Source organism: Streptomyces durocortorensis (genome assembly GCF_016901035.1).
Lineage (GTDB): Bacteria > Actinomycetota > Actinomycetes > Streptomycetales > Streptomycetaceae > Streptomyces > Streptomyces durocortorensis.
On sequence record NZ_JAFEUF010000064.1, the window covers coordinates 10,005 to 32,747 of the forward strand.

Below are 22,743 nucleotides of genomic sequence, written 5' to 3' on the forward strand. Positions count from 1 at the left end.
CGGGCGGGGGGGGGGCCCGGGGGGGGGGTGGGGGGGCCGAGTGCGGGCTTGGTGCGGCGGGCCCGGGGTGGTTCGGCGTCTGCGGCCCCCCCCGCCACCGGCTCCGTACGCGGGCCGGCTTCGGCGTCAGCCCCAGTGTCCGCCCCCCGGAAGGTGCCCGCCACCGTGGAGCGCACGGCGACGGCCTCCGGTGTCCGGGCCGCCTGCGCGCTGAACGACCGGGGGAGGGTGAGCAGGGCGGCGGGTTCGGAGCGGCCGGACGTGGCCTCGCGCACCTGGTCGCCGGTGAGCAGGTCCAGGGTACCGATCGGCCGCTCCGGGTCGGTCAGCAGCAGCTCGGTCAGCCCGTTCAGGTAGCGCAGCCAGGTGGCCTCCTGGGCGGCGAGGTCCTCGGGCCCGTACGCGGCGGGGTCGGCGTCCAGGGTCAGCCGCAGGCCGCCGTCCGGGCCGGGGGCCGCGCCGACCGCGAGCCCCTCCACGGGCCCGGCCGCGAGATTGCGCACGGTGCCTGTGGTCCCGGCGAAGTCCAGCGCGCCGTCGAACGGCTTGACGTTGACCATCGGACCGGTCAGCGGGATGTCGGCCGACTCCAGGGCCAGATCGCGGCGCAGGTCAGCCTGCGGGTAGCGCTGACGGCGGCGGACCTCGCGGATCTCCAGCACCACCCGGCGCAGCAGTTCGGCCCCGCTGTCCCCCGGGCGCACGGCGATCCGCAGCGGCAGCACGTTCACGGTCATGGCCGGGGTGCGCAGGGCCGCGGGCCCCCGCCGGTTGGTCAGCGGCAGGCCCAGCACCACGTCCTCGGAGCCGGCGAGCCGGTGCAGATGCCCGGCGGTCGCGGCCACCACCAGCTCGGCCCAGGTCGCCTTCGCCGCACGCGCCGCCGAGGACAGCCGCTCCAGGGTCTCGGCGGAGAGATCGGTGGAGCGGTGGTACCGGGCACCGCCCGCCGAGTCCGGTGCGCCCGCTGAAGTCGGCACGTCCGGTGCGTCCGGCACGTTCGGTGCGTCCGCTGAGGCCGGTGCATCCAGCGAGTCCGGTGCGTCCGGCGTGCCCGCGAGGGCGGGGGAGCGGCGCGGCGCGGCCACGGCGGAGCCCACCATCCGCGCCGACCAGAACGCCCGGTCCGCCGCGTACTCCTCACCGGCCAGATAGGCGGCCTCCTGCTCGGCCAGCTCGCTCAGCGGAGCGAACCGCCCCTCGGGCAGCGGCTCTCCGGCCACCAGCGCCCGGTAGAGCTCGGCGACGCGCTGCCCGATCAGGGACAGGGCGTAGGCGTCGACGGCTATGTGGTGCACCCGCTGGTACCAGAGGTGGCGCCCCTCACCGACCCGGATCAGCGCCTGCGTCATCAGTGAGCCGTCTGCGGCGAGGTCCACCGGCCGTGCCAGGTCCTCCCGCATCCACTCCTCGGCCCGGGCCTCGGTCAACTCCTGTCGGTGCACCACGGGTTCGGCGGCGGGAGCGATCCGCTGCACCGGTACGCCGTCCTCCTCGGACACGCGCACGGCGAGCGTCTCCGCCTCGGCCACCGTCCGTCTCAACGCCGCAACGAACAGGTCCGTGTCCAGCGGCCCGTCGATCTCGACGCAGTCCGCCGTGTTCAGCTCGGTGCCGAGAGGGGCCAACTGGTGGGCGTAGTAGATACCCGACTGGGCGGTCAGGAGGGGGAGTCCCGGGGCAGGCGCGCCGCCCGAGTCTGCTGCCGAAGAGCTGGTCGGGCGGTTCGGACGCTCATGCATGTGTGTGACGACTCCCCTGAAGGACAACGGACACCGGGCCATCGGGCACTCGGCGCACACTTAGGTAAGGCTAAGTTAACCTATTTCCGACAGTGCAGGCGACCGCCCCGGGGCGGTCCGGAACGCCAGGAGAGCCCATGACCGTCCCCGCAGTCCCACGCCCCGAGACGCGGGCCGACGAGGGCGTCGATGCAACGCTCGACGAGACGGTCGACGTGCGGATCCGTGCGCTCAGGGCCGCCGTGCGGGAGACGGTCGACAGCCATGCCCCTGCCCTGCTGGAGCTGAGCCGGCGCCTGCACGCCGAGCCCGAGACCGCCTTCGAGGAACACAAGTCCGCCGCGCTCTGCGCCGAACTCCTCGCCGCGCACGGCTTCGAGGTCACCGCCCCCGCCCACGGCCTGGACACGGCGTTCCGCGCCACGATCGGCTCCGGACCCGTCACCGTGGCCATCGCCTGCGAGTACGACGCCCTGCCCGGCCTCGGCCACGCCTGCGGGCACAACCTCATCGCCGCCGCCGGAGTCGGCGCGGCCCTCGGCCTCGCCCCCCACGCGGACGAACTCGGCCTGACCGTAAGGGTCATCGGCACCCCCGCCGAGGAGCGCGGAGCCGGCAAGGCGCTGCTGCTGGACGCCGGGGCGTTCGACGGGGTCGACGCCGCGATGATGGTGCACCCCTGCCCCTTCGAGATGGCCGACTTCCGCTCCTTCGCGCTCGGCACTCTCGACGTCACCTACACCGGCCGCGCCGCGCACCCCAGCCTCAACCCGCACGAGGGCCGCAACGCCGCCGACGCACTGACCGTCGCCCAGGTCGCCCTGGGGCTCCTGCGCCAGCAACTCCCCCCGCAGTGGCGGGTGCACGGCATCACCACCGCCGCCGGGGCCGCGCCCAACGCGATACCCGACCGGGCCACCGCCACCTACGAGATACGGGCGCTGGCCGCCGAGGACCTGCGGGAGCTGCGGCAGCGGGTCGAGGACTGCTTCCGCGCCGGGGCGCTCGCCACCGGCTGCGAAGTGACCCTGGAGCGACCCGAGCCCGACTACCTCGACTTCCGGGGCGACCCGGAGCTGATCCGGCTCTGGACCGCCAACGCCCGCGAGCTGGGCCGCGCCGAGCCCGTCGAGCGTCCGCCGTTCGCCTGCACCGACATGGGCAACGTCTCGCACGTGGTGCCGTCCATCCACCCGGTGCTCGACATCAGCGGGGGAGCCTGCGGCCCGCACGAGGCGGCGTTCGCCGAGGCGGCCGTCTCTCCGGCGGCCGAACAGGCGCTGCTCGACGGGGCGGTGGGCATGGCCTGGACGGCAGCCGACTTCGCCGCCGCGCGCGCTTCCCTCTGACGGGGAGCGACGAAGCGTGCGGCCCGGACCGGGCCGCACGCTTCGCCGGAGGATTCACCCGAACATCACTTGGCCGAGAGCGCCTTGACGTAGTCGCCGAGGACGACGTCCGCCGCGAGCGGGCCGCCGCGCGTGGACCACACCGAACCGTCGACGGTCACGGCCTGGCCGTTCTTGACGGCGCCCAGCTCCTTGTAGGCGGGCTTGGACTGGACGTCCTTGAGGGCCTTCTCGCCGTCCGAGGTCAGCGTCGACAGGAACAGCCAGTCGCCGTCGATCTCGTTGATCTTCTCCAGGCTCAGCGACGGCGTGTGCGCGTTGCCGTCCTTGTCCTGGGACTTGGGCCGCTTCAGCCCCATCTCCAGGGCGACGCCGCTGGCGAACTGCTTGTTCTCCATCCAGCTGGGACCGTCCGGGTTCCAGCGGACGATGGAGACCTCGGCGCCCTTGTTCGCGCCGAGCTTCTCCCCGGCGGCCTTGGCGGCGCCCTCGTGGGTGGTGATGAACTTGTTGGCCGCGTCGAGCTTGTTGACGGCGTTGCCGACGCCTCGGAAGAACAGCTTCCAGTCGTCGGTCGGCGCCATCGTCACCAGCGTGGCCGGGGTGATCTCCCGCAGCTGCCCCAGCACCTGCTCGTCCTGCATGTCACCGGCGAGGATCAGGTCGGGCTTCGCGGCCACGACCTTGTCCATGACCGGCTGGAGGAGGTTGCCGACGACGTCGATGCCCTCGACCTTCTCCGCCAGGTAGGCCGGAGGCTTGTCCAGGCCCTGGCCGTTGGTGATGCCGACCGGCTTGATGTCCAGCGCCAGCACCGCGTCCAGGTCCTCCTGGGTCAGCGTGACGATGCGCTTGGGCTCCGCCGGTATCTCCACGGCCTTGCCCGTGGCGTCCTTGACCGTACGGGTCGCGGAGGAGGCGGTGTCGGCCTTGCCGGCCTTGTCCCCGGAGGACTTGCCCGAGTCGGAGTCCGTCCCGCAGGCCGTCAGCAGCAGGGCGGCGGCGCCGAGCGCGGCGACGGCTTGCGCCGCTCTTCGGGTGGCGGTGCGGGCGGGGCGGCTGTACAGGTTCATCAAGGGCTCCGGGTTCAACGGGACATGAAGCGGTGACGGCCGTACGGTCACACGGGTGCGGCCGCCGGCTCGTGAGCGAGCTAAGGTTAGCCTTACTTTAGCGGCATCGGGCAAGGTGATGCCCATTTCCTTCGGAAAGGCCGGTCCTCGTGGAAATCCGTGTCGAACAGCTCACCGCTGGATACGCCGGTCATACCGCCGTGGATCAGGTCGACCTGACGGTCCCCTCCGGTCAGGTCGTGGCGATCGTCGGGCCCAACGGCTGCGGCAAATCGACCCTCCTGCGCTCCATGGCCCGCCTCCACCAGCCCCGCTCCGGCACGGTGTTCGTCGGCGACGCCGACGTCTGGAAGCTGCGCCAGCGCGACGCCGCCCACCGCATCGCCCTGCTGCCGCAGGCCCCGCAGGCCCCCGAGGCGGTCACCGTCGCCGGACTCGTACGGTACGGACGCCACCCGCACCAGGGCCTGTTCCGCCAGTGGTCGAAGGAGGACGAGGAGGCCGTCACCCGCGCGCTGGAGGCCACCGGCACCGCCGCCCTGGCCGGACGCCGCCTCGACCAGCTCTCCGGCGGCCAGCGCCAGCGCTGCTGGCTCGCCATGGCACTCGCCCAGGAGACCCCCGTCGTCCTGCTCGACGAGCCCACCAGCGCCCTCGACATCGGGCACGCCGTGGAGGTGCTGGACCTGGTCCGCGAAGTCGCCGCGCAGGGCCGCACCATCGTCATGGTCGTCCACGACCTCGCCGCCGCCGCGCGCTACGCCGACACCCTGGTCGCCATGCGCGACGGCCGGATCATCGCCTCGGGGCCGCCCCGCGAGACCGTGGACGCCGCGCTCGTCCAGGAGCTCTACGGCATCGAGGCGGAGATCCTCACCGCGACCTCCGACGGGGCGCCCGTCGTCGTACCGACCGTCCGCGTGCCCGCCGTAGGCGTCTGAGCCGGCCCGACCGAGGGCTGCCGCCAGGGCGGCCGCCCTCGGCCGCAGTCCGGGTCGCTAGGGTCGGAGGCATGACGACGCCCCTGGCCGGCAGTGCCTTCGACTCGCTCAGCCTCGACGCCCTGCGCGACCAGGAAGCGCTGCGCCTGGCCTACGAACTCCCCGGCGACGCGGCACTGCGCAAGCAGATGACCGAACTCACCGATCAGACAAGGCGGTTGATCGGCTGCTCGTCGCTGGTCCTGATCTCCAGCGCGGACGCCGAGGGCAACTGCGACGTCTCCCCGCGCGGCGGCCCCACCGGGTTCGTCAGCGTCCTGGACTCACGGACGGTGGCGATACCGGACGCGACCGGCAACAAGCGCCTGGACACCCTGCAGAACGTCATCGCCACCGGACGGGCCGGGCTGCTGTTCCTCATCCCGGGGCGCACCACGACGCTGAGAGTGAACGGCCGGGCCTGCGTCTCCACCCGCCCCGACCTGCTGTCCCAGCTGACCGCCGTGGGCAAGCCGCCGGCCAGTGCGCTGGTGGTGGGCGTCGAGGAGGTCTACCCGCACTGCCCCAAGTCGCTTCTGCGCAGCGGCGCCTGGAAGCCGGAGCAGTGGCTGCCGGCGGACGCCCAGCCGACCTCGGCCGAGGTGACCCTGGCCCAACTGCGGATGCCGGAGCTGACGATCGCCGACATCGAGCAGACGGAGGCGGACTCGCTGAAGTACCGGTACGAGTAACAGGCCGGCCGGACTGTCGGAGGCCGTGCCTAGGCTGTCACCCAGGTTCGATCAAGGAGCGGGGCAGTGGCAGTGCGCATAGAACGTCACCAGGTTTCCGAGGCCGTCGTGTCGGCGGCCCGTGAGGACTTCACCAACCGGATCGGGGGCCAGGTGCGGTCCATGTCCAAGGGCGGCCGGATGGCCACCTACGAGTGGCAGTCGATCGCCGACGCGTTCCTGGAGTACCTGGGCGCACTCTCCGTCGAGACCCCCGACCTGGACACCGCGGAGGCCAGGGCCGCCCTCAAGGACGCCTCCGAGGCCGCGGCGGGGGCCGTCGCCTACGCCGCTTACCACCCCCACGAGGGTTTCCATATCTTCCTGGACTACGTGAACTTCGGCATGGGTTACGAGCGGGGTGACGACGCCCCCGCGGAGAGCGTCACGGCGGGGGAGTGGATCGACGCGCTCTGTCTGACGGTCCTCAGGGACCGGGCCGCCTGGCACGGGGAGGCGTTCCGCTTCGCCCGGGACAAGTTCGTCGAGGAGACCCGGGGGACGCCCATCGGTGAACTCGCCACCGGACTGATGGCCGTGGTTCTGGACGACACCGGCGACGAGGAGGAGTACCCGCCGAGTGCCCAGGCCAAGCTCGCCGCCGTCGACGCCGCCCTGGACCGTGTCCGTGCCCGTGCCGAGGAGACCGGAGAGCCCCTCCTCGACCGGCCCGGCGGTGCGGCGCTGCACACGTTGCGTGCCCTGGCCGTCGAGGACCGGGAGGCCTTCGACGCCGCGCTGGCCGACCTCCTGACCCGGCACGCGGCGCTGCACAGCACCTCCGCCTCCCTCGGCGCCCTGCTCCCGCTGATCCCCCTGGCCCTCGCCGCGCTCGCGTACCGGACCCTGGGCTGGTCGCCCGCCGTCCGGACCGACTACCTCCCGCACGCGCTGGTCACCGGTTTCGAGAGCCGGGGCCCGCGGGTCGCCGGGTTCGGCCGGGACCGGCGGCCGGACGCGGTCGCCGCGCTCGCGGACGGCCCGCTGACGGTGGAGCGGCCGGCCTTCGCCTGGACGGTGCACCTGGAGGCCGAGGCGCTGTACGAGGAGCACGTCGCGGAAGTGCTCGCCTCCGGTGGCGGAGAGCCCCACGCCCTCGGGCGGCTCGGCCGGACCATGGGCGACCAGGAGCGCCTGTTCAAGTGGCGCGCGGGTGTGTCGGACGGGGCCACCGACGCCCAGCTCAGGAACGTCCGTCTGGCCTCACAGATGGGCGCGGCACTGTTCCGCGTCGCGCTGGCGGAGCCGGGCTCCGAGGTCGAGGTCACCGTCGACGGCCGCCCCCTGCGCTTCCGGGCCCGGCGCGACGAGAAGACCGGACCCGGCTTCTGGCACACGGCCACCGCCTTCGCCCTCATCACCGGCTCCCGCGAGGACCTCGCCCCCCTCGTCCTCACCGGCCCGGCGTTCGCCGCCCCGGACGGCTCGGCGTTCAGCGCCTACCGCGAGGCCCTCCACGCCTACGTGAAGGGTACGGACCCGGAAGCGGCGGCCGAGCGGGCTCTGCTGCAGGCCGAGGCAGCCAAGGACTGGGGCTTCGCGATGCCGCCGGCGGTCCTGCTGTCGCAGCTCGTGGAGGGCGACGCGGAGAGCTTCAACCTGGCCTTGGCCGACGCGCTCGAAACCCACCGCGCCCACTACCAGGTCGCCGACCGCGCCGACGATCCGAACGCCGCCGTCAACCTCGACGCCCTCGCACTGGCCTGCCACGCCCGCCGCCGCGGCTGGGACATCCGCGTCGAGTCCCCGTACCTGCCGCGGGAACTGCTCCGGGCCGCCGAACCCTTCTAGACCACCGCGCCCGCCCCGCGGAGCCCGTCGCCGGACGGCATGCGGAGACCTTGAGGGGCCCCTGGACGAACCAGGGGCCCCTCGGTCACGCCTCCGCTTCGGTCACGCCTCCGCCTCCGCGTCAGCACGCCGCGCCGACGCGATCAGCCGGACTCGCCCGCACCGCCCTCACGGAACTCGCCGCCGCGAAATGCGCCGAGGATCTCCTCCGCCGCCAGCGTCGCCGTCAACGTGCCCTCCCGGACCCGCTGTTCGAGCTCCGGCGCGAGCTTCCGCACCGACGGATGGCTGTACAGACTGTCCAGCAGCTCGTCCCGGACCATGGCCCAGGTCCAGTCCACCTGCTGGTCGCGGCGCTTGGCCGCCAGCCGGCCGGTGGACTCCAGCACCGTACGGTGCTGCTCCAGCCGGTCCCACAGCGTGTCGAGGCCGAGCGACTCACGCGCGCTGCACGTGAGCACAGGCGGCGTCCAGGCCGCGTCCGCCGGATGCATCAGCCGGAGCGCGCCCGCCAGTTCACGGGCCGCCGAGCGGGCGTCGCGCTCGTGAGGGCCGTCCGCCTTGTTCACCGCGATGGCGTCCGCCAGCTCCAGGACGCCCTTCTTGATGCCCTGCAACTGGTCGCCGGTACGGGCCAGGGTCAGCAGCAGGAACGTGTCGACCATGTTGGCCACCGCCGTCTCCGACTGCCCGACGCCCACCGTCTCCACGAGCACCACGTCGTACCCCGCCGCCTCCATCACCACGATGGACTCCCGGGTCGCCTTGGCCACCCCGCCCAGCGTGCCCGCTGTGGGGGAGGGGCGCACGAACGCGGCCGGGTCCACCGCCAGGCGCTCCATCCGGGTCTTGTCGCCCAGGATGGAACCGCCCGTACGGCTGGAGGACGGGTCGACCGCCAGCACCGCCACCCGGTGGCCGAGCCCGGTGAGCATCGTGCCGAGCGCGTCGATGAACGTGGACTTGCCCACGCCCGGCACCCCGCTGATCCCGATCCGCCGGGCCACCCCCGCGTGCGGCAGCAGTCGGCTCAGCAACTGCTGGGCCAGCACCCGGTGTTCGGCCCGTGTCGACTCGACGAGCGTGATCGCGCGCGCCACGAACGCGCGCTTGCCGTCGAGCACTCCCTGCACATAACCGTCGATGTCGATCTTCGCAGCCATCCGGTCAGCGGCTCACAGCTCGTGGCCGAGCGCGGCGCCGAGCCGCGTGACCAGGTCGTGGGCCGCGTCCGGGATCACCGTCCCCGGCGGGAACACCGAGGCCGCGCCCGCCTCGTGCAGGGCCTCGATGTCCTGCGGCGGAATGACCCCGCCCACCACGATCATGATGTCCTCGCGGCCCTCGGCGGCCAGCTCCTCGCGCAGCGCGGGCACCAGCGTCAGGTGTCCCGCCGCCAGCGAGGAGACGCCCACGATGTGCACGTCGGCCTCGACGGCCTGCCGCGCCACCTCGCCCGGCGTCTGGAACAGCGGGCCGACGTCCACGTCGAAGCCCAGGTCGGCGAAGGCCGTGGCGATCACCTTCTGGCCCCGGTCGTGGCCGTCCTGGCCCATCTTGGCGACCAGGATGCGCGGCCGGCGGCCCTCCGCCAGCTCGAACGCGTCGACCAGCGCACGGGTGCGGTCCACGGAAGGGGACTCTCCTGCCTCTTTGCGGTACACACCGGAGATCGTACGGATCTGCCCCGCGTGCCTGCCGTACACCTTCTCCAGGGCGTCCGAGATCTCGCCGACCGTGGCCATCGCGCGCGCCGCGTCGACCGCCAGTGCCAGCAGATTGCCCTCCAGGCCCGGACCCGGGTCGCTCTCGGCGGCGGCCGTCAGCGCCCGCAGCGCCTCCTGGCACGCCACCTCGTCGCGTTCCTCGCGCAGCCGGCGCAGCTTCTCGATCTGCTGGGTGCGCACCGAGGAGTTGTCGACCTTGAGCACGTCGATCTGCTCGTCGGTCTCCACCCGGTACTTGTTCACGCCGATCACCGGCTGCCGCCCGGAGTCGATCCGCGCCTGCGTCCGCGCGGCCGCCTCCTCCACCCGGAGCTTGGGGATGCCCGCGTCGATGGCCTTCGCCATCCCGCCGGCCGCCTCGACCTCCTCGATGTGCTGCCACGCCCGGTCCGCGAGGTCCCGCGTCAGCTTCTCCACGTACGCGCTGCCGCCCCACGGGTCGATGACCCGGCAGGTGCCGGACTCCTGCTGGAGCAGGAGCTGCGTGTTACGGGCGATCCGCGCCGAGAAGTCGGTGGGCAGCGCCAGCGCCTCGTCGAGCGCGTTGGTGTGCAGCGACTGGGTGTGCCCCTGTGTCGCGGCCATCGCCTCCACGCACGTACGCGTCACGTTGTTGAACACGTCCTGCGCGGTCAGCGACCACCCCGAGGTCTGCGAATGGGTGCGCAGCGAAAGCGACTTGGGGTTCTTCGGGTCGAACTGCTTGACCAGGCGCGCCCACAGGAGCCGGGCCGCCCGCAACTTGGCGACCTCCATGAAGAAGTTCATCCCGATCGCCCAGAAGAACGACAGGCGCGGCGCGAACGCGTCGACGTCCAGGCCCGCTTCCTGCCCGGCGCGCAGATACTCCACCCCGTCGGCGAGCGTGTAGGCCAGCTCCAGGTCGGCCGTCGCCCCGGCCTCCTGGATGTGATAGCCGGAGATCGAGATGGAGTTGTAGCGCGGCATCTTCTGCGAGGTGAACGCGAAGATGTCGGAGATGATCCGCATCGAGGGCGACGGCGGATAGATGTAGGTGTTGCGGACCATGAACTCCTTCAGAATGTCGTTCTGAATGGTCCCGGCCAACTTCTCGGGCGGTACGCCCTGTTCCTCGGCGGCCACGATGTACAGCGCCAGCACGGGGAGCACCGCGCCGTTCATCGTCATCGACACCGACATCCGGTCCAGCGGGATGCCGTCGAACAACTGGCGCATGTCGTAGATGGAGTCGATCGCCACCCCGGCCATGCCGACGTCACCGGTCACCCGGGGGTGGTCGCTGTCATAACCCCGGTGGGTCGGCAGGTCGAAGGCGACCGACAGACCCTTCTGGCCGGCCGCGAGATTGCGCCGGTAGAAGGCGTTGGACTCCTCGGCGGTGGAGAAACCGGCGTACTGGCGGATCGTCCAGGGCTGGTTGACGTACATCGTCGGGTACGGACCGCGCAGATACGGGGCGATGCCCGGGTAGCTGTGCAGCGCGTCCAGCCCTTCCAGGTCCTCGCCGGTGTAGAGCGGCTTGACCGTGATGCCCTCGGGCGTCTCCCAGAGCGGGGCCTCGGCGCCGTCGGCGGCCTTGGTCACGGCCGCCTGCCACTCCCCGGCGGAAGCGGCCGAAGCGGCGGAACCGGTGGGAGGTGCGGTGGACGTCAGCGGCACGTCGGAGAAGTCGGGAACGGAGGAGGTACGGTCCGTGGGCGAGGTGGTCATCACGCCACTCCCATGCGGTCGAGAACGGAGGTGAGAACGGCGACCGCGTCGCAGCCCGCGAAGACATGGGCGTCGACATCGGCGTACGCGCCGGGGCGCCCCGCGAGGAACACCTGCGCCGCGCCCGCCGACTTCAGCGCACCGGCGACCTGCTCCGCCTGTTCGGCGTAGAGCGCGTCCGACGAGCACAGCACGCCGACCGACGCCCCGGAGGCGGTCAGCGCACCGGCGGCCGTGTCCGCATCCACCGACACCGGATCGTGCACCGCCTCGATCCCGCCCGCCCCGAAGAGGTTGACGGCGAACGAGACCCGCGCGGTGTGCGCGGCGGCCGGGCCGAGCGCCGCGACGAACACCTTCGGGCGGCTTCCGGTCGCCGCGAGGTGCGCGTCCGACCGGGCCCGCAGCGCCTCGAACGCCTCGTCCCGCCGGACCCGGGGCAGACCGCCCGGAGCCCCGGCGTACGCGTCGGGCGCGGGCTCCCGCTCCACCGGGCGCTCACCCGGCATCGGGAACTCGCTGACCCCGGTGATCGGCTCCTTGCGCCGCGCCAGCTTCGCGCTCCGCGCCGCCCAGGTGGCGGCGAGCCGCTCGGCGACCGTCCCGGACCGCAGAGCAGCCGGCAGTCCGCCCGCCCGCTCGGTCTCCTGGAAGAACGCCCAGGCGGCCGCCGCGAGTTCGTCGGTCAGCCGCTCCACGTACCAGGAGCCGCCCGCCGGGTCGATGACCCGCGCCAGATGCGACTCCTCCATGAGGATCGTCGAGGTGTTACGGGCGATCCGCCGCGCGAACGCGTCGGGCAGGCCCAGCGCGTGATCGAACGGCAGCACGGTCACGGAGTCCGCGCCGCCCACCCCCGCGCCCAGCGTGGCGAGCGTGGTGCGCAGCATGTTCACCCACGGGTCGCGGCGCGTCATCATCACCGGAGAGGTGACGGCGTGCTGCCGCTGGGCCCCGGCCGCGGGAGCCCCTGAGGCCTCGGCGACCCGCGCCCACAGCCGGCGCGCCGCGCGCAGCTTGGCGATGGTCAGGAACTGGTCGGCGGTGGCCGCGTAACGGAACTCCAGCTGCCCGCAGGCCGCCTCCACACTCATCCCGGCTGCGGTCAGGGCCCGCAGATAGGCGACGCCGGTGGCCAGGGAGAGCCCCAGCTCCTCACCGGCCGAGCCGCCCGCCTCGTGGTACGGGAGCGCGTCCACGGCGATCGCCCGGATTCCCGGGTACTCCGCGTCGCACCGCTGCGCCCAGCGCACGGCGGGGGCGAGGTCCGCCTCGACGCCTGTCCGGGCCTCGTGGCCGAGCGGGTCGGCGCCCAGTGTGCCGCGCGCCTCGTCCTTGGCGACGCCGCGGTCCTCGTACAGCCGCAGCAGCTCCGTCGCGGCGGCGTCCAGGCCGTCCGGGGCGTGGAGCGCGATGGGCGCGAGGTCGAGATACACACCGTCCAGCGCCCGTGCGAGCCCGTCGACGGGCACGCCCGCCGGGCCGCCCACCGTGAGCCAGAGCGAGGTGACCCCGTTCTCCAGATCGCCGAGCAGCGCCTCGTTCAGCCGGGCGGGGTCGGTCAGGGCGTGGCGCTGGCGCACGTCCCAGCCGCCCGCCGCGTTCCCCTCGGACCTGCTGCCCCGGGTGAAGGGGGCGAAGCCGGGGAATCCGGTGTCCGGCGACTCGTCGCTCGCGGTGTAGAGGGGGCGGGTGGTGAGCCCGTCCTCCAGTGTGGTGGACAGCGCTTCCTCGGCGGCCGAGCCCGTGACTTCCTTGCCCGACTTGCGCAGTACGCCTTCGACGAGGCTCTGCCACTGGTCATGGGAAGGGTCGGGGAACGCGGCGGCCGGAGAGAGCCCGTCAGCAGGCTGGACCGTCATGCTCAGATGCTAGGCCAGTGCGCGGAGTGAGCAGCAGGGGCACGTGCTGTGACCTTGCCCTCTCAGGTATGCACTTGATCCCTTACATGCGGTCGCGTAGCCGGTGCGATGGACGGCGGACGGCAACACGACGGTCCTCGACATCGGGATGAATCGGGACAGTGGTGCATATTATGTGCGAAGTTTCCTGATTTCTTATGCCATCCCTGGAATGCCGTATCCACCCCGGCGCCTCTGCGGCCGCCGGGATACGGAGAGGACGCGACCGTGGCCGTCGGACCTGTGGAGTACCTCGTCATCGCCTTCCCCGGCAGTCGCTTCACCGGGTCTTTCGCCCCCGCCCTCGCCGACGCCGTGGCGTCCGGAGCCGTACGCCCCGGTGACCTGGCCTTCGTCCGGAGGGCCGAGGGCGGTCCGCCGGCCTCGGTGGAGCTGCGGGAGCTGGACCCCGAGGGAGTGGTTCCCGCCGGTGCGGGGCAGGGCGGGGCGGCGCCGGTGCTGAGCGCGGAGGACGTGGACCGGTTCGGCCGGGGTGTGCCGGCGGGCGATGTCACCGCGATCGTCGTCCGGGAGGACCTGTGGACCACGGAGCTGGCCCGCACCGCCCGCGAGGCGGGCGGCGCGTTCGTGGCGCACGAGCGCCTCGGCGTCGGCGGGACGGAAGCCGACGAGGCCGCGGGCGACGACATCATCGACCGGCTGGAGCGGCTCGCCGAGCTGTGGAAGCGCGAGATCCTCACCGACGCCGAGTTCGTGGAGCAGAAGACCAGGCTCCTGTCGGACTGACACGTACGACGTTGCTCCTGCTATGGGGAATTCGCTGGAATTCTTCGGGGAAAATCGCGGAAAGAGGCAGTTCATCGTGCAGACCGCCCGGACCGTTCCGGCCTCCACCGTCGTCAATCTGCGCGACCTGGGGGGCATCGCCCTCGGCCGTGACCGCCGGGTGCGGCAGGGCGTCCTGTTCCGCTCGGGTCAGCTGAGCGAACTCGACCCGGCACGCGACCGCGCGGTGGCCGCGCTCGGCATCCGCACCGTCGTGGACCTGCGCACCGCCGACGAGCGCCAGTGGGCCCCGGACCGGCTGCCGGACCGGGCCCGGCTCTTCGTCGCCGACGTGCTGGGCGACCACCCGGGCGTGGCGCCCGCCCGGCTGCGGTCCCTGCTCGCCGACCCCGTCGAGGCCGAGCGGACACTCGGGGGCGGCCGGGCCGAGGAACTCTTCGCCGAGACCTACCGCAAGATGGTCCTCTCGCCGGGCGCCGCGGCCGCCTACCGGGCCTTCCTGGAGACGGTGGCCGACCCCGCCGCCCGCCCGGTGCTCTTCCATTGCACGGCGGGGAAGGACCGTACCGGCTGGGCGGCGGCCGTCCTGCTGATGATCCTGGGAGCGCCCCGCGCGACGGTGCGCACCGACTTCCTCGCGGTCAACCCCGCCGTACGGGCCGCCTTCGCACCGCAGGTGACGAAGTTCCTCGACGGCGGCGGCGACCCCGCCGTCGCCGCGGCGATCATCGAGGTCCGGCCCCGCTACCTCGATGTGGCGCTCGACGCCATGGACGAGCGGTGGGGCGGCCTCGACGGCTACGTCCGCAACGGCCTGCGCATGCCCGACGCCGTACTGGAACGGCTGCGCGACGGCCTGGTGGTCCGCGGCTGAACCGGACGACCGAGGCGTCGCCACAGGTGAAGGGGCCGGTCCGGCCGAGAGAGCTTCTCGGCCGGACCGACCCCTTCACACGGTCGTGCGAACCCCGTCACAGGCGTACGAGGCGTTCCGTCAGGTCACGGTAGTGCTGAAGGGCGATCCGCAGATTCTCCGTGTCCGCCCCCGAGTCCGCGCCGCTCCCGTCCTTCCCCGACCGCAGCAGCCGCCCGCGTTCCGCCAGGGCACTACCGAGGTCCGCGACGACCTCCTCGAACGTGGCGTCGGCGTGCCGCACCGCCCGGTGCGGGTCCTCCACGAATCCGGTCACCGCCTGCTGGATCCGGGCGGCGAACGCCTCCTGCTCCGCCGGGGCGAACAAGGGCGTGCCCAGTCCCGGGCCGTCCTCGGGGGGCCGCCGCACGGAGTCGGAACCGGCCTCGGGGCCCGTGTCGCCGGGTGCCGTGCGAGGCTCCGCGGTCCTGACCGTAGTCGGGTCCGGGGCGTGCGGGGTGCCGCCGACGGAGGTCTCCTGGGCCCCCTCGGGGTGCCCTGCGGAGCCCGGGGCCTTCGTGGGCGGCCGGACCGGATCGGTCTCCTTGCCCGTGACCGTCCTCGTCGCCGGGTCGGCCGTGCCCGGGCGCCTGACAGGCGTGCCCGTGTCGATGGGCCCGGCGCCCTTCGGGAGCCCGGTGCCGGCCGCAGCGTCCGTTCCGTCGTTCGGTGTGCGCGTCATGATGTGCCCCGTCCCTTCACCAGATGCCGATTGCCGTGTTCACGCCCCGACGAGCCGCCCGCGAGCAGGGCGTCGAAGAGCTTGCGGCCCTCGATGAGGGCCTCGCGCCTCTCCTCGGTGTCCGCGTCCCCGTGCCGCGCGGTGTGGATCCGGCGGTAGCCGTCGACGTGCGCGGCGTGGTGGACGGAGAGCGCGTCCGTACGGTCCTCGAAGTCCTCGCCGTCCGGGAAGCCCCGTTCGCGCGACAGGTCGGCCAGCAGCGCGTCGGCCTCGGTGAGCGCCCGCTCCGGCGACTCGACGAACAGTTCCTGGGCGCTCGCCCACCGGGCGGCGTAGCGCGCGCGGGCCTCCTCGGTCAGCGGGCGCTCGTCGAGGTTCCCGTGCCGCTTCACCCGATCGCCGAGTTCCCGCTCGGCCGCCTCGGTGTCGCCGCCGTGCCGGGCGACCACCCGGTCGTACTCAGGGCCGAAGCGGCTGCGCAGACCCCGGCCGCCGTTGTGACGTCCGCGCAGCAGGAAGAACGCTGCGATGGCCGCCACGGCGACCACGGCGATGATGATGATCGCTGTCGTCACGGTTGCCGCCCCCCATGTCCATCGGCCGGTCCGTAGCTCTGCTGTCGCACAGTGGTCAACCCCTCTCGGTCCGGGCCCGGCGTCAATCGCCGGGCGGTGCGCAGGAGTTCGTGTACCCCCGGATTCCCGTTCAAGGCAGCCGTCCGTGGCGGAAGGCACTCCGCGACGCCCTGTGTAGGGTGAAAAGGGTCGGATCGGCGGCAGGTCGGAGGGACACGCGATGACGGAGCGCAAACCACCGGGGGTCAGCTTCGAGTCCTGGGTCGACCGGCAGATCCACGAGGCGCAGGAGCGCGGCGACTTCTCCCGCCTCCCCGGCTTCGGGAAACCGATCGCCGGGCTGGAACGCCCGTACGACGAAGCCTGGTGGATCAAGCAGAAGATGCAGCGGGAGGGCGTGTCGATGCTGCCGCCCGCGCTGGCCCTGCGCAAAGAGGTGGAGGACGTCCCCGGCGCGGTGGCCGGGGCCCGCACCGAGTCCGAGGTGCGGCGCATCCTGACCGAGGTGAACGCGAAGATCGACCGGGCGGTCCGGATGCCCCCCGAGGGCCCGCCGCTGCGGCTGAAGCCCTTCGACGTCGAGGGGACCGTTCGGCGCTGGCGGGAGGAGCACCGCCCGGCCTGAAGCCCGCCGCCATGGTGCCCCATACTCGCCGTATGGGACCGGGCAGGGCAGGACGACGACGCGGGCGCGCCGCACGGCGTACCGACGTGGTGATCCGCCGGGCCGAGGCGCGCGACACCGCCCGGCTGACCCGGCTGGTCCGCACGTCACGCGCCTACGAGGGCCCGTACGCCCCGATGGTCGCCGGCTACCGGGTCGGGCCGGACTACATCGAGGCGCAGCGGGTCTTCGTCGCCGCGGACCCCATTACGGGCCAGGTGCTCGGCTTCTACGCGTTGCTCCTCGACCCGCCCGAACTGGACCTGATGTTCGTCGCCGACTCCGCCCAGGGGCTCGGCATCGGCCGGCTGCTCGCCGCCCACCTGCGCGAGGAGGCCCGCAGCGCCGGGCTCACGGTCGTTCGGATCGTCTCCCACCCGCCCGCCGAGGGCTTCTACCGGAGCATCGGCGCCGAACCGGTCGGCACGGTCCCGGCGCGCCCGCCGGCGGTGATGTGGGACCGCCCCGAACTCCTGCTCCCGGTGCTGGTCAGCCGCCGTACGGGCGAGTGATCAGCTCCAGCCAATGACCGCCGGGATCGGGGAAGTACACGCCCCGCCCGCCGTCATTGCGGTTGATCTCACCGGGGTGCTTCCGCTGGGGATCGGCGTAGAACTCGATTCCCCGCGCCTGGATCTTCGCGAACGCGGCGTCGAACTCCGCCTCCGAAATGAGGAAGGCGTAGTGCTGCGGGGTGATCGAAGCGGCGGGAATCGTCGCGAAATCCAGCGTGACGCTGTTCGCGAGAACGACCGGAATGAACGGACCCCATTGCTCGCCGACCGTCAGATCCAGCAGATCCGCGAAGAATGCGGCGGACTCGCGGTTGTCCTTGCAATGGACGATGGTGTGGTTCAACTCGACTGACACGGTGGAATGCCTCCAACGGGCATCTCACGGGCTACCTCCACGCCTCACCCGGCCGGTGACCGACGCGCGATGCCGTGCGGTGATCCTAGACGCGCCAGGCGGCCGCGTCGAGCGCGAAGGTGCCTCGCACGTCGCAGGGTTGGCCCCGCGCAGCCGGGGCATCCGTAGTCCCGGATCGAACGGGTGTGCAGTGCTCCCGGTCGTGTCGAGATGAGGAGAGCATCGATGTCGGAGACCCATGGCAGAGGCCGCGAGGAGACCCAGGAGGAGCGGGCGGACCGGCAGTGGACCGAACTCCTCCAGGAACTGCGCGTCGCGCAGACCGGGGTCCAGATCCTCTTCGGCTTCATGCTCGCGGTGGTCTTTCAGGAACGGTTCGAGGACCTGGCGGACGTCGACCGGAACATCTACGTGGTCACCGTGATGCTGGGCGCCGCGACCGCGGCGACGCTCATCGGCCCCGTCTCGTACCACCGGCTCCTCACCGGCCGCCGGATGAAGCCCCAGACGGTGATCTGGGCCTCGCGCATGACCGTCCTCGGCCTGGTGCTCCTGTTCTGCACCATGTGCTCGACACTGCTGCTGATCATGCGCGTCGCCCTGCACAACCAACTGGCCCTCTGGCTGGTCGGCGGGATGGCGTTGTGGTTCCTGCTCTGCTGGTTCGGCTTCCCGCTGTGGGCGGTCGCCAAGGGGCGCTCCGGCCCGCGCGTGGGCGACACGTCCGACCGGGGGAGCGACCAGGCCTGAGGGCCGGTCAGGCGGGGCTGCGCACATCGGTCACCGCGAACAGCGCGCCGTCCGGATCCCGCAGCGTGACCTCGGTGCCTTCGAAGCCGGTGCGGTCCTCCACGAGAGTGCCGCCGTGCCGCTCGGCCGCGGCGACCGTCTCCGCGAGGTCCGCCACCGGGAACTGGACCTGCCAGTGCGGGCGCACCAGCGGGTCGACGGCCGCCTCCACCGCCCCGGAGCTGATCCGGGCCAGCGGATGGCCCGCGCACCGCACGATGACCTCCTCGCCCTCGTACGCCACATCGCAGCCCCCCGACCGCCCGCTCGCCCAGTCGAGTACCTCGCCGTAGAAGATCGCCGCGTCGAAGGCGTTCCTGGTCCGCAGCCGCAGCCAGGAGTGCGCGTGGTCGGCGGGGGCCGGCGGCGACGTGGAGGGTTCGGTGCGCTCCCACAGGCCGAAGGCCGCCCCGTCCCGGTCCGAGGCCAGCACCCCGCGCCCCTTGCCGAGCGTCAGCGGCCCCACCGCGACGGTCCCGCTGCGCTCACGGATCCGGGCGGCGGCCACGTTCGCGTCCTCGACCGAGAAGTACGGCGTCCAGGCCACCGCGACCTGGAACGCCGAGGAGACGGCGAAGAGGCCGGCCACCGGGACCTGGCCGCGGTAGGCGACCGAGAAGTCGGACCCGAGCCGCCCGGGGCGGAACGACCAGCCCAGCACCTGGGAGTAGAACCTTTCGGCGGTCTCCCGGTGCCGCGTCATGAGGGTGACCCAGCACGGTGCGGCCGGCCCGGTCAGGGGCGCTGCCGAGGAGGCCGTACGGGGATCGCTTCCGGTCATGGTCCACTGCCTTCTTCGGGGAGCGGCGTCCTGCCCGGCCGCTGCGGTCCAGCAACCAGCGTCGACCGCCCCGCCCGGTCCCGCAACGCGGGCCCCACACCGGACCCGGTCACAGCCCGGCGCGCGGCGGGGCGTTCGTGATGTCGAGGAAGACCTGGTCGGCCTGCGGCCACCGGACGGCCATCGCCTCCCTGATCCGCATGGAGACCTCCTCGACCCGCTCGCTGTCGATGCCGGGCGCGAGGTCGATCCGGGCGGCCACCAGGACCGAGTCCATGCCGAGGCGCATCGTGAGGAGCTCGGCGACGTTGTCGATCTCGCTCTGGCGCATCAGGAAGCCCACCAGGTCGCGGCGCAGCTCCGGATCGACGGCTTCACCGATCAGCTGGTCGCGGGCGTCCCGGCCGAGCCGGAAGGCCACGTAGACGAGCAGCAGCCCGATCCCCAGCGAGGCGATCGCCTCCCACACCACGCTCCCGGTGGCGAGGTGCAGGGACATGCCCGCCATCGCCAGGGTCACGCCGAGAACCGCCGTGCTGTCCTCCGCGATGACGGTGCGCAGCGCCGGGTCCAGGGCGCCGCCCTTCTCGCCGCGCGCCTGGTGCAGGGCCCGGGTGAGGGAGGTGGCCTCGGCGACGAAGGCGACGCCGAGGACGATCAGACCCGCCGTGTAGCCCTCGGGGGACTCATCGTGATCGTCCCGGCGGAGGGCGGAGAGCCCCTGGTAGAACGAGAAGCACCCGCCCATGACGAAGATCCCGACCGCGGCGATCAGCGCCCAGAAGAAGCGCTCCTTGCCGTACCCGAACGGATGACGGGCGTCGGCGGGGCGGCGGCTGCGCCGCAGCGCGGCGAGGAGGAAGACCTCGTTGAGGCTGTCGGCGACGGAGTGGGCGGCCTCCGACAGCAGGGCGGGGGAGCCCGAGGCCAGTCCGCCCACGGTCTTGGCCGCGGCGATCACGAGGTTGGCCGCGAGCGCGACCAGGACCGTGAGACGGGTGCGCCGGTCGGCGGCCGAGCCGGCCATCACTACCTCCTGGACAGAGGGGGCCGGCATGACGCGCCCCCCTGGGGGACGGGCGGGTCAGTTGCGAGGCTGTTCTTCGTCGGGCGGCATCGGGTGGTTGCCGTGGTCCTTCAGCTCGTACGGCGACAGGGCGTGGCCGTCCTCGGGGAAGCGGTCGGAGGAGTGCGGGTCGGTCTGCTCGATGTGGGTGCGCCGCTCCGGCTTCTTCGGCTGCTCATGGGGCTGGGGCGGCGGCGGCTCGGCGTCGTGCTTCCGCTTGCTGAGCAGGAAGCCGCCGATGAGCAGGGCCACGACGGCCAGCGCCACGACGCCCATGAAAATCCCCAGAGCCCCCGTGCCGTCCGCAAGCGGGATCCCGGCCGGCGCATCGGCCGCATTGACTGCCTTCAGAACATCCATGTCATCGGCATACCCCGAGAGAAGGGCATCAGTCAGCTATTCACAGCAATTCATGTTTTATGGGTATCTCAGGGGAAACCGGTTTCACCACCGGGGGTCGGACCACCCCTCCTGCCCCCACTCCGAAAGTCCAGGCATCCGGGAAGGAACCACGGTGAACAGCACTCCCGAGCAGAGCGGCGAGGATCACCCGGCGGGCCGGGAGGTGGTGGTCTCGCTCAGCCGCTGCGACACCGAGGACGCGCGGACCGTGTTCGACGTGCTCGCCACCGCCTTCGCCTCCGACCACCCGATGGGCGAGACCCCCGAGGAGGCCTCCGGTCCCCGCCCGACCGTCTGGGTCACCACCGTCGACGTGTCCGAACCGAGGGCCGACGCAGCCCCGGCCCGCCTCACAGCACCGGTCACGGTGGACGCCCAGGGCGGCTACTGGGCCGTCGACCGGCTGCGCACCCACCTCACCGGGGCCTTCGCGGTGAGCGTCGTCGGCACGGCCGCCGGGGACCAGGAGCAGGAGGTCCGGCTGCGGCTCCAGAGCCGCTGACGGCCCGCACGAGGACATGGCCGTGAACCGACCGGCAGGCCGACCGGGGCGACCGCCCCGCGGCGAAGCGAAAGGCGTGCGCATGGATTCCCTCGCTCTCGGAGCTGACCTCGAACCGGACCCGGTCGTCGACGAACACTCCACCGTGACCCTGTTCGTCAACGGCGAGGAGACGACGCTGACCGTCGACCACCGTGCCACGGTCCTGGAGACCCTCCGGGAGAGGTTCGGCCTCACCGGGGCCAAAAAGGGCTGCGACCACGGCCAGTGCGGGGCCTGCACGGTCCTCGTCGACGGGCGGCGGGTCAACAGCTGCCTGCTGCTCGCCGTCGCCCAGGACGGCGCCGTGATCACCACGGTGGAAGGGCTCGCCGAGGGCGAGAGCCTGCACCCGGTGCAGCAGGCGTTCGTCGAGCGGGACGCCCTCCAGTGCGGCTTCTGCACGCCGGGCCAGATCTGTTCGGCCGTGGGCATGCTCCGCGAGGCCGCCGACGGCCACCCCTCGCACGTCACCGCGCCGGACACCGCCGCCGGCCGGCCCGACGCCGCCACCGGACCCGTCGCGCTGGACGCCGACGAGATCAGGGAACGGATGAGCGGCAACCTCTGCCGGTGCGGGGCCTACCCCCGGATCGTCGAAGCCATCGAGGACGTGATCGAGTGAAACCGTTCGGCTATGCGCGCCCCGCCTCCACCGATGAGGCGGTCCGCCTCTGCGCGGCCGGCCCCGGCGCCCGCTTCCTGGGCGGCGGCACCAATCTGGTGGACCTGATGAAGCTCGGCGTGGAGATCCCCCGGGTCCTCATCGACGTCACCGGGCTGCCCCTGGACCGGGTGACCCGGACGGCCGAGGGCGGCCTGAGCATCGGCGCCACCGTGCGCAACAGCGACCTCGCCGCCCACCCCGACGTCACGCAGGACTACCCGGCGCTGTCCCAGGCGTTGCTGGCCGGAGCCTCCGGCCAGCTCCGCAACTCCGCCACCACCGGCGGCAACCTGCTCCAACGCACCCGGTGCCGCTACTTCCAGGACGTCTCCAAGCCCTGCAACAAGCGGCTCCCCGGCTCCGGCTGCCCCGCCCTGGAAGGGACCAACCGGGACCTCGCGATCCTCGGGCACTCGCCGGAGTGCGTGGCCACCAACCCGTCCGACATGGCCGTGGCCCTCGCAGCGCTGGACGCGACCGTGCTGCTCGTCGGGCCCGAGGGCGAACGGGCCGTCCCCCTCACCGAATTCCACCGCCTGCCGGGGGAGAACCCCGACCAGGACACCGTGATCCGGCCCGGAGAGCTGATCACCGAGGTGGTGCTCCCGCCGCCGGCTCCCGGGGCGGCCTCCCGCTACCGCAAGGCCCGCGACCGGGCCAGTTTCGCGTTCGCGCTGGTCTCCGTCGCCGCCACGCTCCGGGTGGAGGCCGGCCGCGTGGAGCACGCCACGCTCGCGTTCGGCGGCGTCGCCCACCGGCCGTGGCGGGCCCGCCGGGCCGAGGCCGAACTGCGGGGCGCCCCGGCGACCCCCGCCGCCTTCCAGCACGCACTGATCGCCGAACTGGCCGAGGCACGGCCGCTGCGCGACAACGCGTTCAAGGTGGACCTCGCCCGCCGGCTCGCCCTGGACGTGCTCGGCGAACTCACCACCCGCCGGCCGGCCCGGGCGGGCTGAACCCGCCGGGGCGCCGCGTCGACCCCCGGCCGCCGGAACCGGCCGACCCGCCCCGCCGACCCCCCCGGGCGGGCGCAGCCGGGGCCCGGGAGCGGGGCGTGCGA

The 22,743-nt window shown here is 72.8% G+C and carries 23 protein-coding genes; 12 read left to right on the top strand and 11 right to left on the bottom strand.

Translation table 11 applies throughout. From position 1 onward, the window contains the following. On the bottom strand, window positions 1–1,742 hold a 1,742-nt coding region (locus tag JS521_RS14985; protein WP_239487304.1), incomplete at its 3' end, for a condensation domain-containing protein. A gap of 137 nt (window positions 1,743–1,879) precedes the next feature. Between JS521_RS14985 and JS521_RS14990 the strand changes: the two genes are divergently transcribed. Next, window positions 1,880–3,091 carry a M20 family metallopeptidase gene (locus JS521_RS14990; RefSeq protein ID WP_205083479.1) on the top strand — a complete coding sequence of 404 codons (1,212 nt, stop codon included), beginning with the start codon at window positions 1,880–1,882 and terminating at the stop codon, window positions 3,089–3,091. Window positions 3,092–3,156: 65 nt separating this feature from the next. Here JS521_RS14990 and JS521_RS14995 read toward each other — a convergent pair whose 3' ends face one another. After that, the gene (locus tag JS521_RS14995; protein ID WP_205083480.1) at window positions 3,157–4,164 is read right to left on the bottom strand and encodes an ABC transporter substrate-binding protein; all 1,008 of its coding nucleotides are present in this window, start codon (window positions 4,162–4,164) and stop codon (window positions 3,157–3,159) included. A 149-nt stretch (window positions 4,165–4,313) separates the two neighbouring features. Between JS521_RS14995 and JS521_RS15000 the strand changes: the two genes are divergently transcribed. The 3 genes from JS521_RS15000 to JS521_RS15010 all read left to right on the top strand — a co-directional run bounded on the left by JS521_RS15000 (window position 4,314) and on the right by JS521_RS15010 (window position 7,666). Beyond that, entirely contained in the window at window positions 4,314–5,105 is a 792-nt protein-coding gene (locus JS521_RS15000; RefSeq protein ID WP_205083481.1) for an ABC transporter ATP-binding protein, read from the top strand. A gap of 71 nt (window positions 5,106–5,176) precedes the next feature. Beyond that, a complete protein-coding gene (locus JS521_RS15005; protein ID WP_205083482.1) occupies window positions 5,177–5,836 on the top strand; it encodes an MSMEG_1061 family FMN-dependent PPOX-type flavoprotein in 660 nt (219 codons plus the stop codon). Window positions 5,837–5,908: 72 nt separating this feature from the next. Beyond that, window positions 5,909–7,666: an Imm49 family immunity protein gene (locus tag JS521_RS15010; RefSeq protein WP_372448584.1), complete on the top strand. Its 1,758-nt coding sequence runs from the start codon at window positions 5,909–5,911 to the stop codon at window positions 7,664–7,666. 143 nt (window positions 7,667–7,809) lie between these two features. On the opposite strand, the gene meaB is transcribed toward JS521_RS15010, so the two are convergent. The 3 genes from meaB to JS521_RS15025 are packed head-to-tail and all read right to left on the bottom strand — an operon-like array spanning window position 7,810 to window position 12,947. Continuing rightward, window positions 7,810–8,829, bottom strand: coding sequence for a methylmalonyl Co-A mutase-associated GTPase MeaB (gene meaB / locus JS521_RS15015; RefSeq protein WP_205083483.1), 1,020 nt, complete (start codon window positions 8,827–8,829; stop codon window positions 7,810–7,812). 12 nt (window positions 8,830–8,841) lie between these two features. Beyond that, on the bottom strand, window positions 8,842–11,085 hold the full coding sequence (gene scpA, locus JS521_RS15020; protein WP_205083484.1) for a methylmalonyl-CoA mutase: 2,244 nt from the start codon (window positions 11,083–11,085) through the stop codon (window positions 8,842–8,844). Then, entirely contained in the window at window positions 11,085–12,947 is a 1,863-nt protein-coding gene (locus tag JS521_RS15025; RefSeq protein ID WP_205083485.1) for a methylmalonyl-CoA mutase family protein, read from the bottom strand. Before JS521_RS15025 ends, scpA begins: the two co-directional genes overlap by 1 nt. 267 nt (window positions 12,948–13,214) lie before the next feature. On the opposite strand from JS521_RS15025, the gene JS521_RS15030 reads away from it, so the two are divergent. Continuing rightward, complete coding sequence (locus tag JS521_RS15030; RefSeq protein WP_205083486.1) at window positions 13,215–13,733, top strand: SHOCT domain-containing protein; 519 nt, start codon at window positions 13,215–13,217, stop codon at window positions 13,731–13,733. Window positions 13,734–13,809: 76 nt separating this feature from the next. Beyond that, complete coding sequence (locus JS521_RS15035) at window positions 13,810–14,607, top strand: tyrosine-protein phosphatase (RefSeq protein ID WP_205083487.1); 798 nt, start codon at window positions 13,810–13,812, stop codon at window positions 14,605–14,607. 97 nt (window positions 14,608–14,704) lie between these two features. Here JS521_RS15035 and JS521_RS15040 read toward each other — a convergent pair whose 3' ends face one another. Together JS521_RS15040 and JS521_RS15045 are read right to left on the bottom strand one after the other, a co-directional pair. After that, a complete protein-coding gene (locus JS521_RS15040) occupies window positions 14,705–15,328 on the bottom strand; it encodes a hypothetical protein (protein ID WP_205083488.1) in 624 nt (207 codons plus the stop codon). Further along, window positions 15,325–15,903 (bottom strand): hypothetical protein, encoded by a 579-nt coding sequence (locus tag JS521_RS15045; protein WP_205083489.1) that lies wholly within the window; start codon window positions 15,901–15,903, stop codon window positions 15,325–15,327. The genes JS521_RS15040 and JS521_RS15045 overlap by 4 nt, the downstream gene beginning before the upstream one ends. Window positions 15,904–16,123: 220 nt before the next feature. On the opposite strand from JS521_RS15045, the gene JS521_RS15050 reads away from it, so the two are divergent. Next, a complete protein-coding gene (locus JS521_RS15050) occupies window positions 16,124–16,528 on the top strand; it encodes a DnaJ family domain-containing protein (protein WP_205083490.1) in 405 nt (134 codons plus the stop codon). Between the two features lie 32 nt (window positions 16,529–16,560). Beyond that, window positions 16,561–17,079 carry a GNAT family N-acetyltransferase gene (locus JS521_RS15055; protein WP_205083491.1) on the top strand — a complete coding sequence of 173 codons (519 nt, stop codon included), beginning with the start codon at window positions 16,561–16,563 and terminating at the stop codon, window positions 17,077–17,079. On the opposite strand, the gene JS521_RS15060 is transcribed toward JS521_RS15055, so the two are convergent. Next, window positions 17,057–17,437 carry a VOC family protein gene (locus tag JS521_RS15060; protein ID WP_205083492.1) on the bottom strand — a complete coding sequence of 127 codons (381 nt, stop codon included), beginning with the start codon at window positions 17,435–17,437 and terminating at the stop codon, window positions 17,057–17,059. The two genes, JS521_RS15055 and JS521_RS15060, sit on opposite strands and share 23 nt — an antisense overlap. 225 nt (window positions 17,438–17,662) lie before the next feature. On the opposite strand from JS521_RS15060, the gene JS521_RS15065 reads away from it, so the two are divergent. After that, window positions 17,663–18,187, top strand: coding sequence for a DUF6328 family protein (locus JS521_RS15065; RefSeq protein WP_205083493.1), 525 nt, complete (start codon window positions 17,663–17,665; stop codon window positions 18,185–18,187). A 7-nt stretch (window positions 18,188–18,194) separates the two neighbouring features. Here JS521_RS15065 and JS521_RS15070 read toward each other — a convergent pair whose 3' ends face one another. The 3 genes from JS521_RS15070 to JS521_RS15080 form a co-directional block, all read right to left on the bottom strand. Then, a complete protein-coding gene (locus JS521_RS15070; protein WP_205083494.1) occupies window positions 18,195–19,007 on the bottom strand; it encodes a VOC family protein in 813 nt (270 codons plus the stop codon). 109 nt (window positions 19,008–19,116) lie between these two features. After that, entirely contained in the window at window positions 19,117–20,034 is a 918-nt protein-coding gene (locus JS521_RS15075) for a cation diffusion facilitator family transporter (protein ID WP_205083500.1), read from the bottom strand. A gap of 57 nt (window positions 20,035–20,091) precedes the next feature. Next, entirely contained in the window at window positions 20,092–20,433 is a 342-nt protein-coding gene (locus JS521_RS15080) for a DUF6479 family protein (protein WP_205083495.1), read from the bottom strand. A 154-nt stretch (window positions 20,434–20,587) separates the two neighbouring features. On the opposite strand from JS521_RS15080, the gene JS521_RS15085 reads away from it, so the two are divergent. The 3 genes from JS521_RS15085 (at window position 20,588) to JS521_RS15095 (ending at window position 22,639) form a co-directional block, all read left to right on the top strand. Beyond that, window positions 20,588–20,977, top strand: a complete 390-nt coding sequence (locus JS521_RS15085) for a hypothetical protein (protein ID WP_205083496.1) — start codon at window positions 20,588–20,590, stop codon at window positions 20,975–20,977. Window positions 20,978–21,059: 82 nt separating this feature from the next. Then, window positions 21,060–21,641 carry a 2Fe-2S iron-sulfur cluster-binding protein gene (locus tag JS521_RS15090; protein ID WP_205083497.1) on the top strand — a complete coding sequence of 194 codons (582 nt, stop codon included), beginning with the start codon at window positions 21,060–21,062 and terminating at the stop codon, window positions 21,639–21,641. Next, on the top strand, window positions 21,638–22,639 hold the full coding sequence (locus JS521_RS15095) for an FAD binding domain-containing protein (protein WP_205083498.1): 1,002 nt from the start codon (window positions 21,638–21,640) through the stop codon (window positions 22,637–22,639). The genes JS521_RS15090 and JS521_RS15095 overlap by 4 nt, the downstream gene beginning before the upstream one ends. Window positions 22,640–22,743 lie beyond the last annotated feature (104 nt).

Coding starts and splice junctions, on each gene's coding strand:
- JS521_RS14990 (WP_205083479.1), top strand. CDS start 1,880: ATGACCGTCCCCGCAGTCCCACGCCCCGAGACGCGGGCCGACGAGGGC.
- JS521_RS14995 (WP_205083480.1), bottom strand. CDS start 4,164: ATGAACCTGTACAGCCGCCCCGCCCGCACCGCCACCCGAAGAGCGGCG.
- JS521_RS15005 (WP_205083482.1), top strand. CDS start 5,177: ATGACGACGCCCCTGGCCGGCAGTGCCTTCGACTCGCTCAGCCTCGAC.
- meaB (WP_205083483.1), bottom strand. CDS start 8,829: ATGGCTGCGAAGATCGACATCGACGGTTATGTGCAGGGAGTGCTCGAC.
- scpA (WP_205083484.1), bottom strand. CDS start 11,085: ATGACCACCTCGCCCACGGACCGTACCTCCTCCGTTCCCGACTTCTCC.
- JS521_RS15025 (WP_205083485.1), bottom strand. CDS start 12,947: ATGACGGTCCAGCCTGCTGACGGGCTCTCTCCGGCCGCCGCGTTCCCC.
- JS521_RS15040 (WP_205083488.1), bottom strand. CDS start 15,328: ATGACGCGCACACCGAACGACGGAACGGACGCTGCGGCCGGCACCGGG.
- JS521_RS15050 (WP_205083490.1), top strand. CDS start 16,124: ATGACGGAGCGCAAACCACCGGGGGTCAGCTTCGAGTCCTGGGTCGAC.
- JS521_RS15055 (WP_205083491.1), top strand. CDS start 16,561: ATGGGACCGGGCAGGGCAGGACGACGACGCGGGCGCGCCGCACGGCGT.
- JS521_RS15065 (WP_205083493.1), top strand. CDS start 17,663: ATGTCGGAGACCCATGGCAGAGGCCGCGAGGAGACCCAGGAGGAGCGG.
- JS521_RS15070 (WP_205083494.1), bottom strand. CDS start 19,007: ATGACCGGAAGCGATCCCCGTACGGCCTCCTCGGCAGCGCCCCTGACC.
- JS521_RS15075 (WP_205083500.1), bottom strand. CDS start 20,034: ATGGCCGGCTCGGCCGCCGACCGGCGCACCCGTCTCACGGTCCTGGTC.
- JS521_RS15080 (WP_205083495.1), bottom strand. CDS start 20,433: ATGGATGTTCTGAAGGCAGTCAATGCGGCCGATGCGCCGGCCGGGATC.
- JS521_RS15090 (WP_205083497.1), top strand. CDS start 21,060: ATGGATTCCCTCGCTCTCGGAGCTGACCTCGAACCGGACCCGGTCGTC.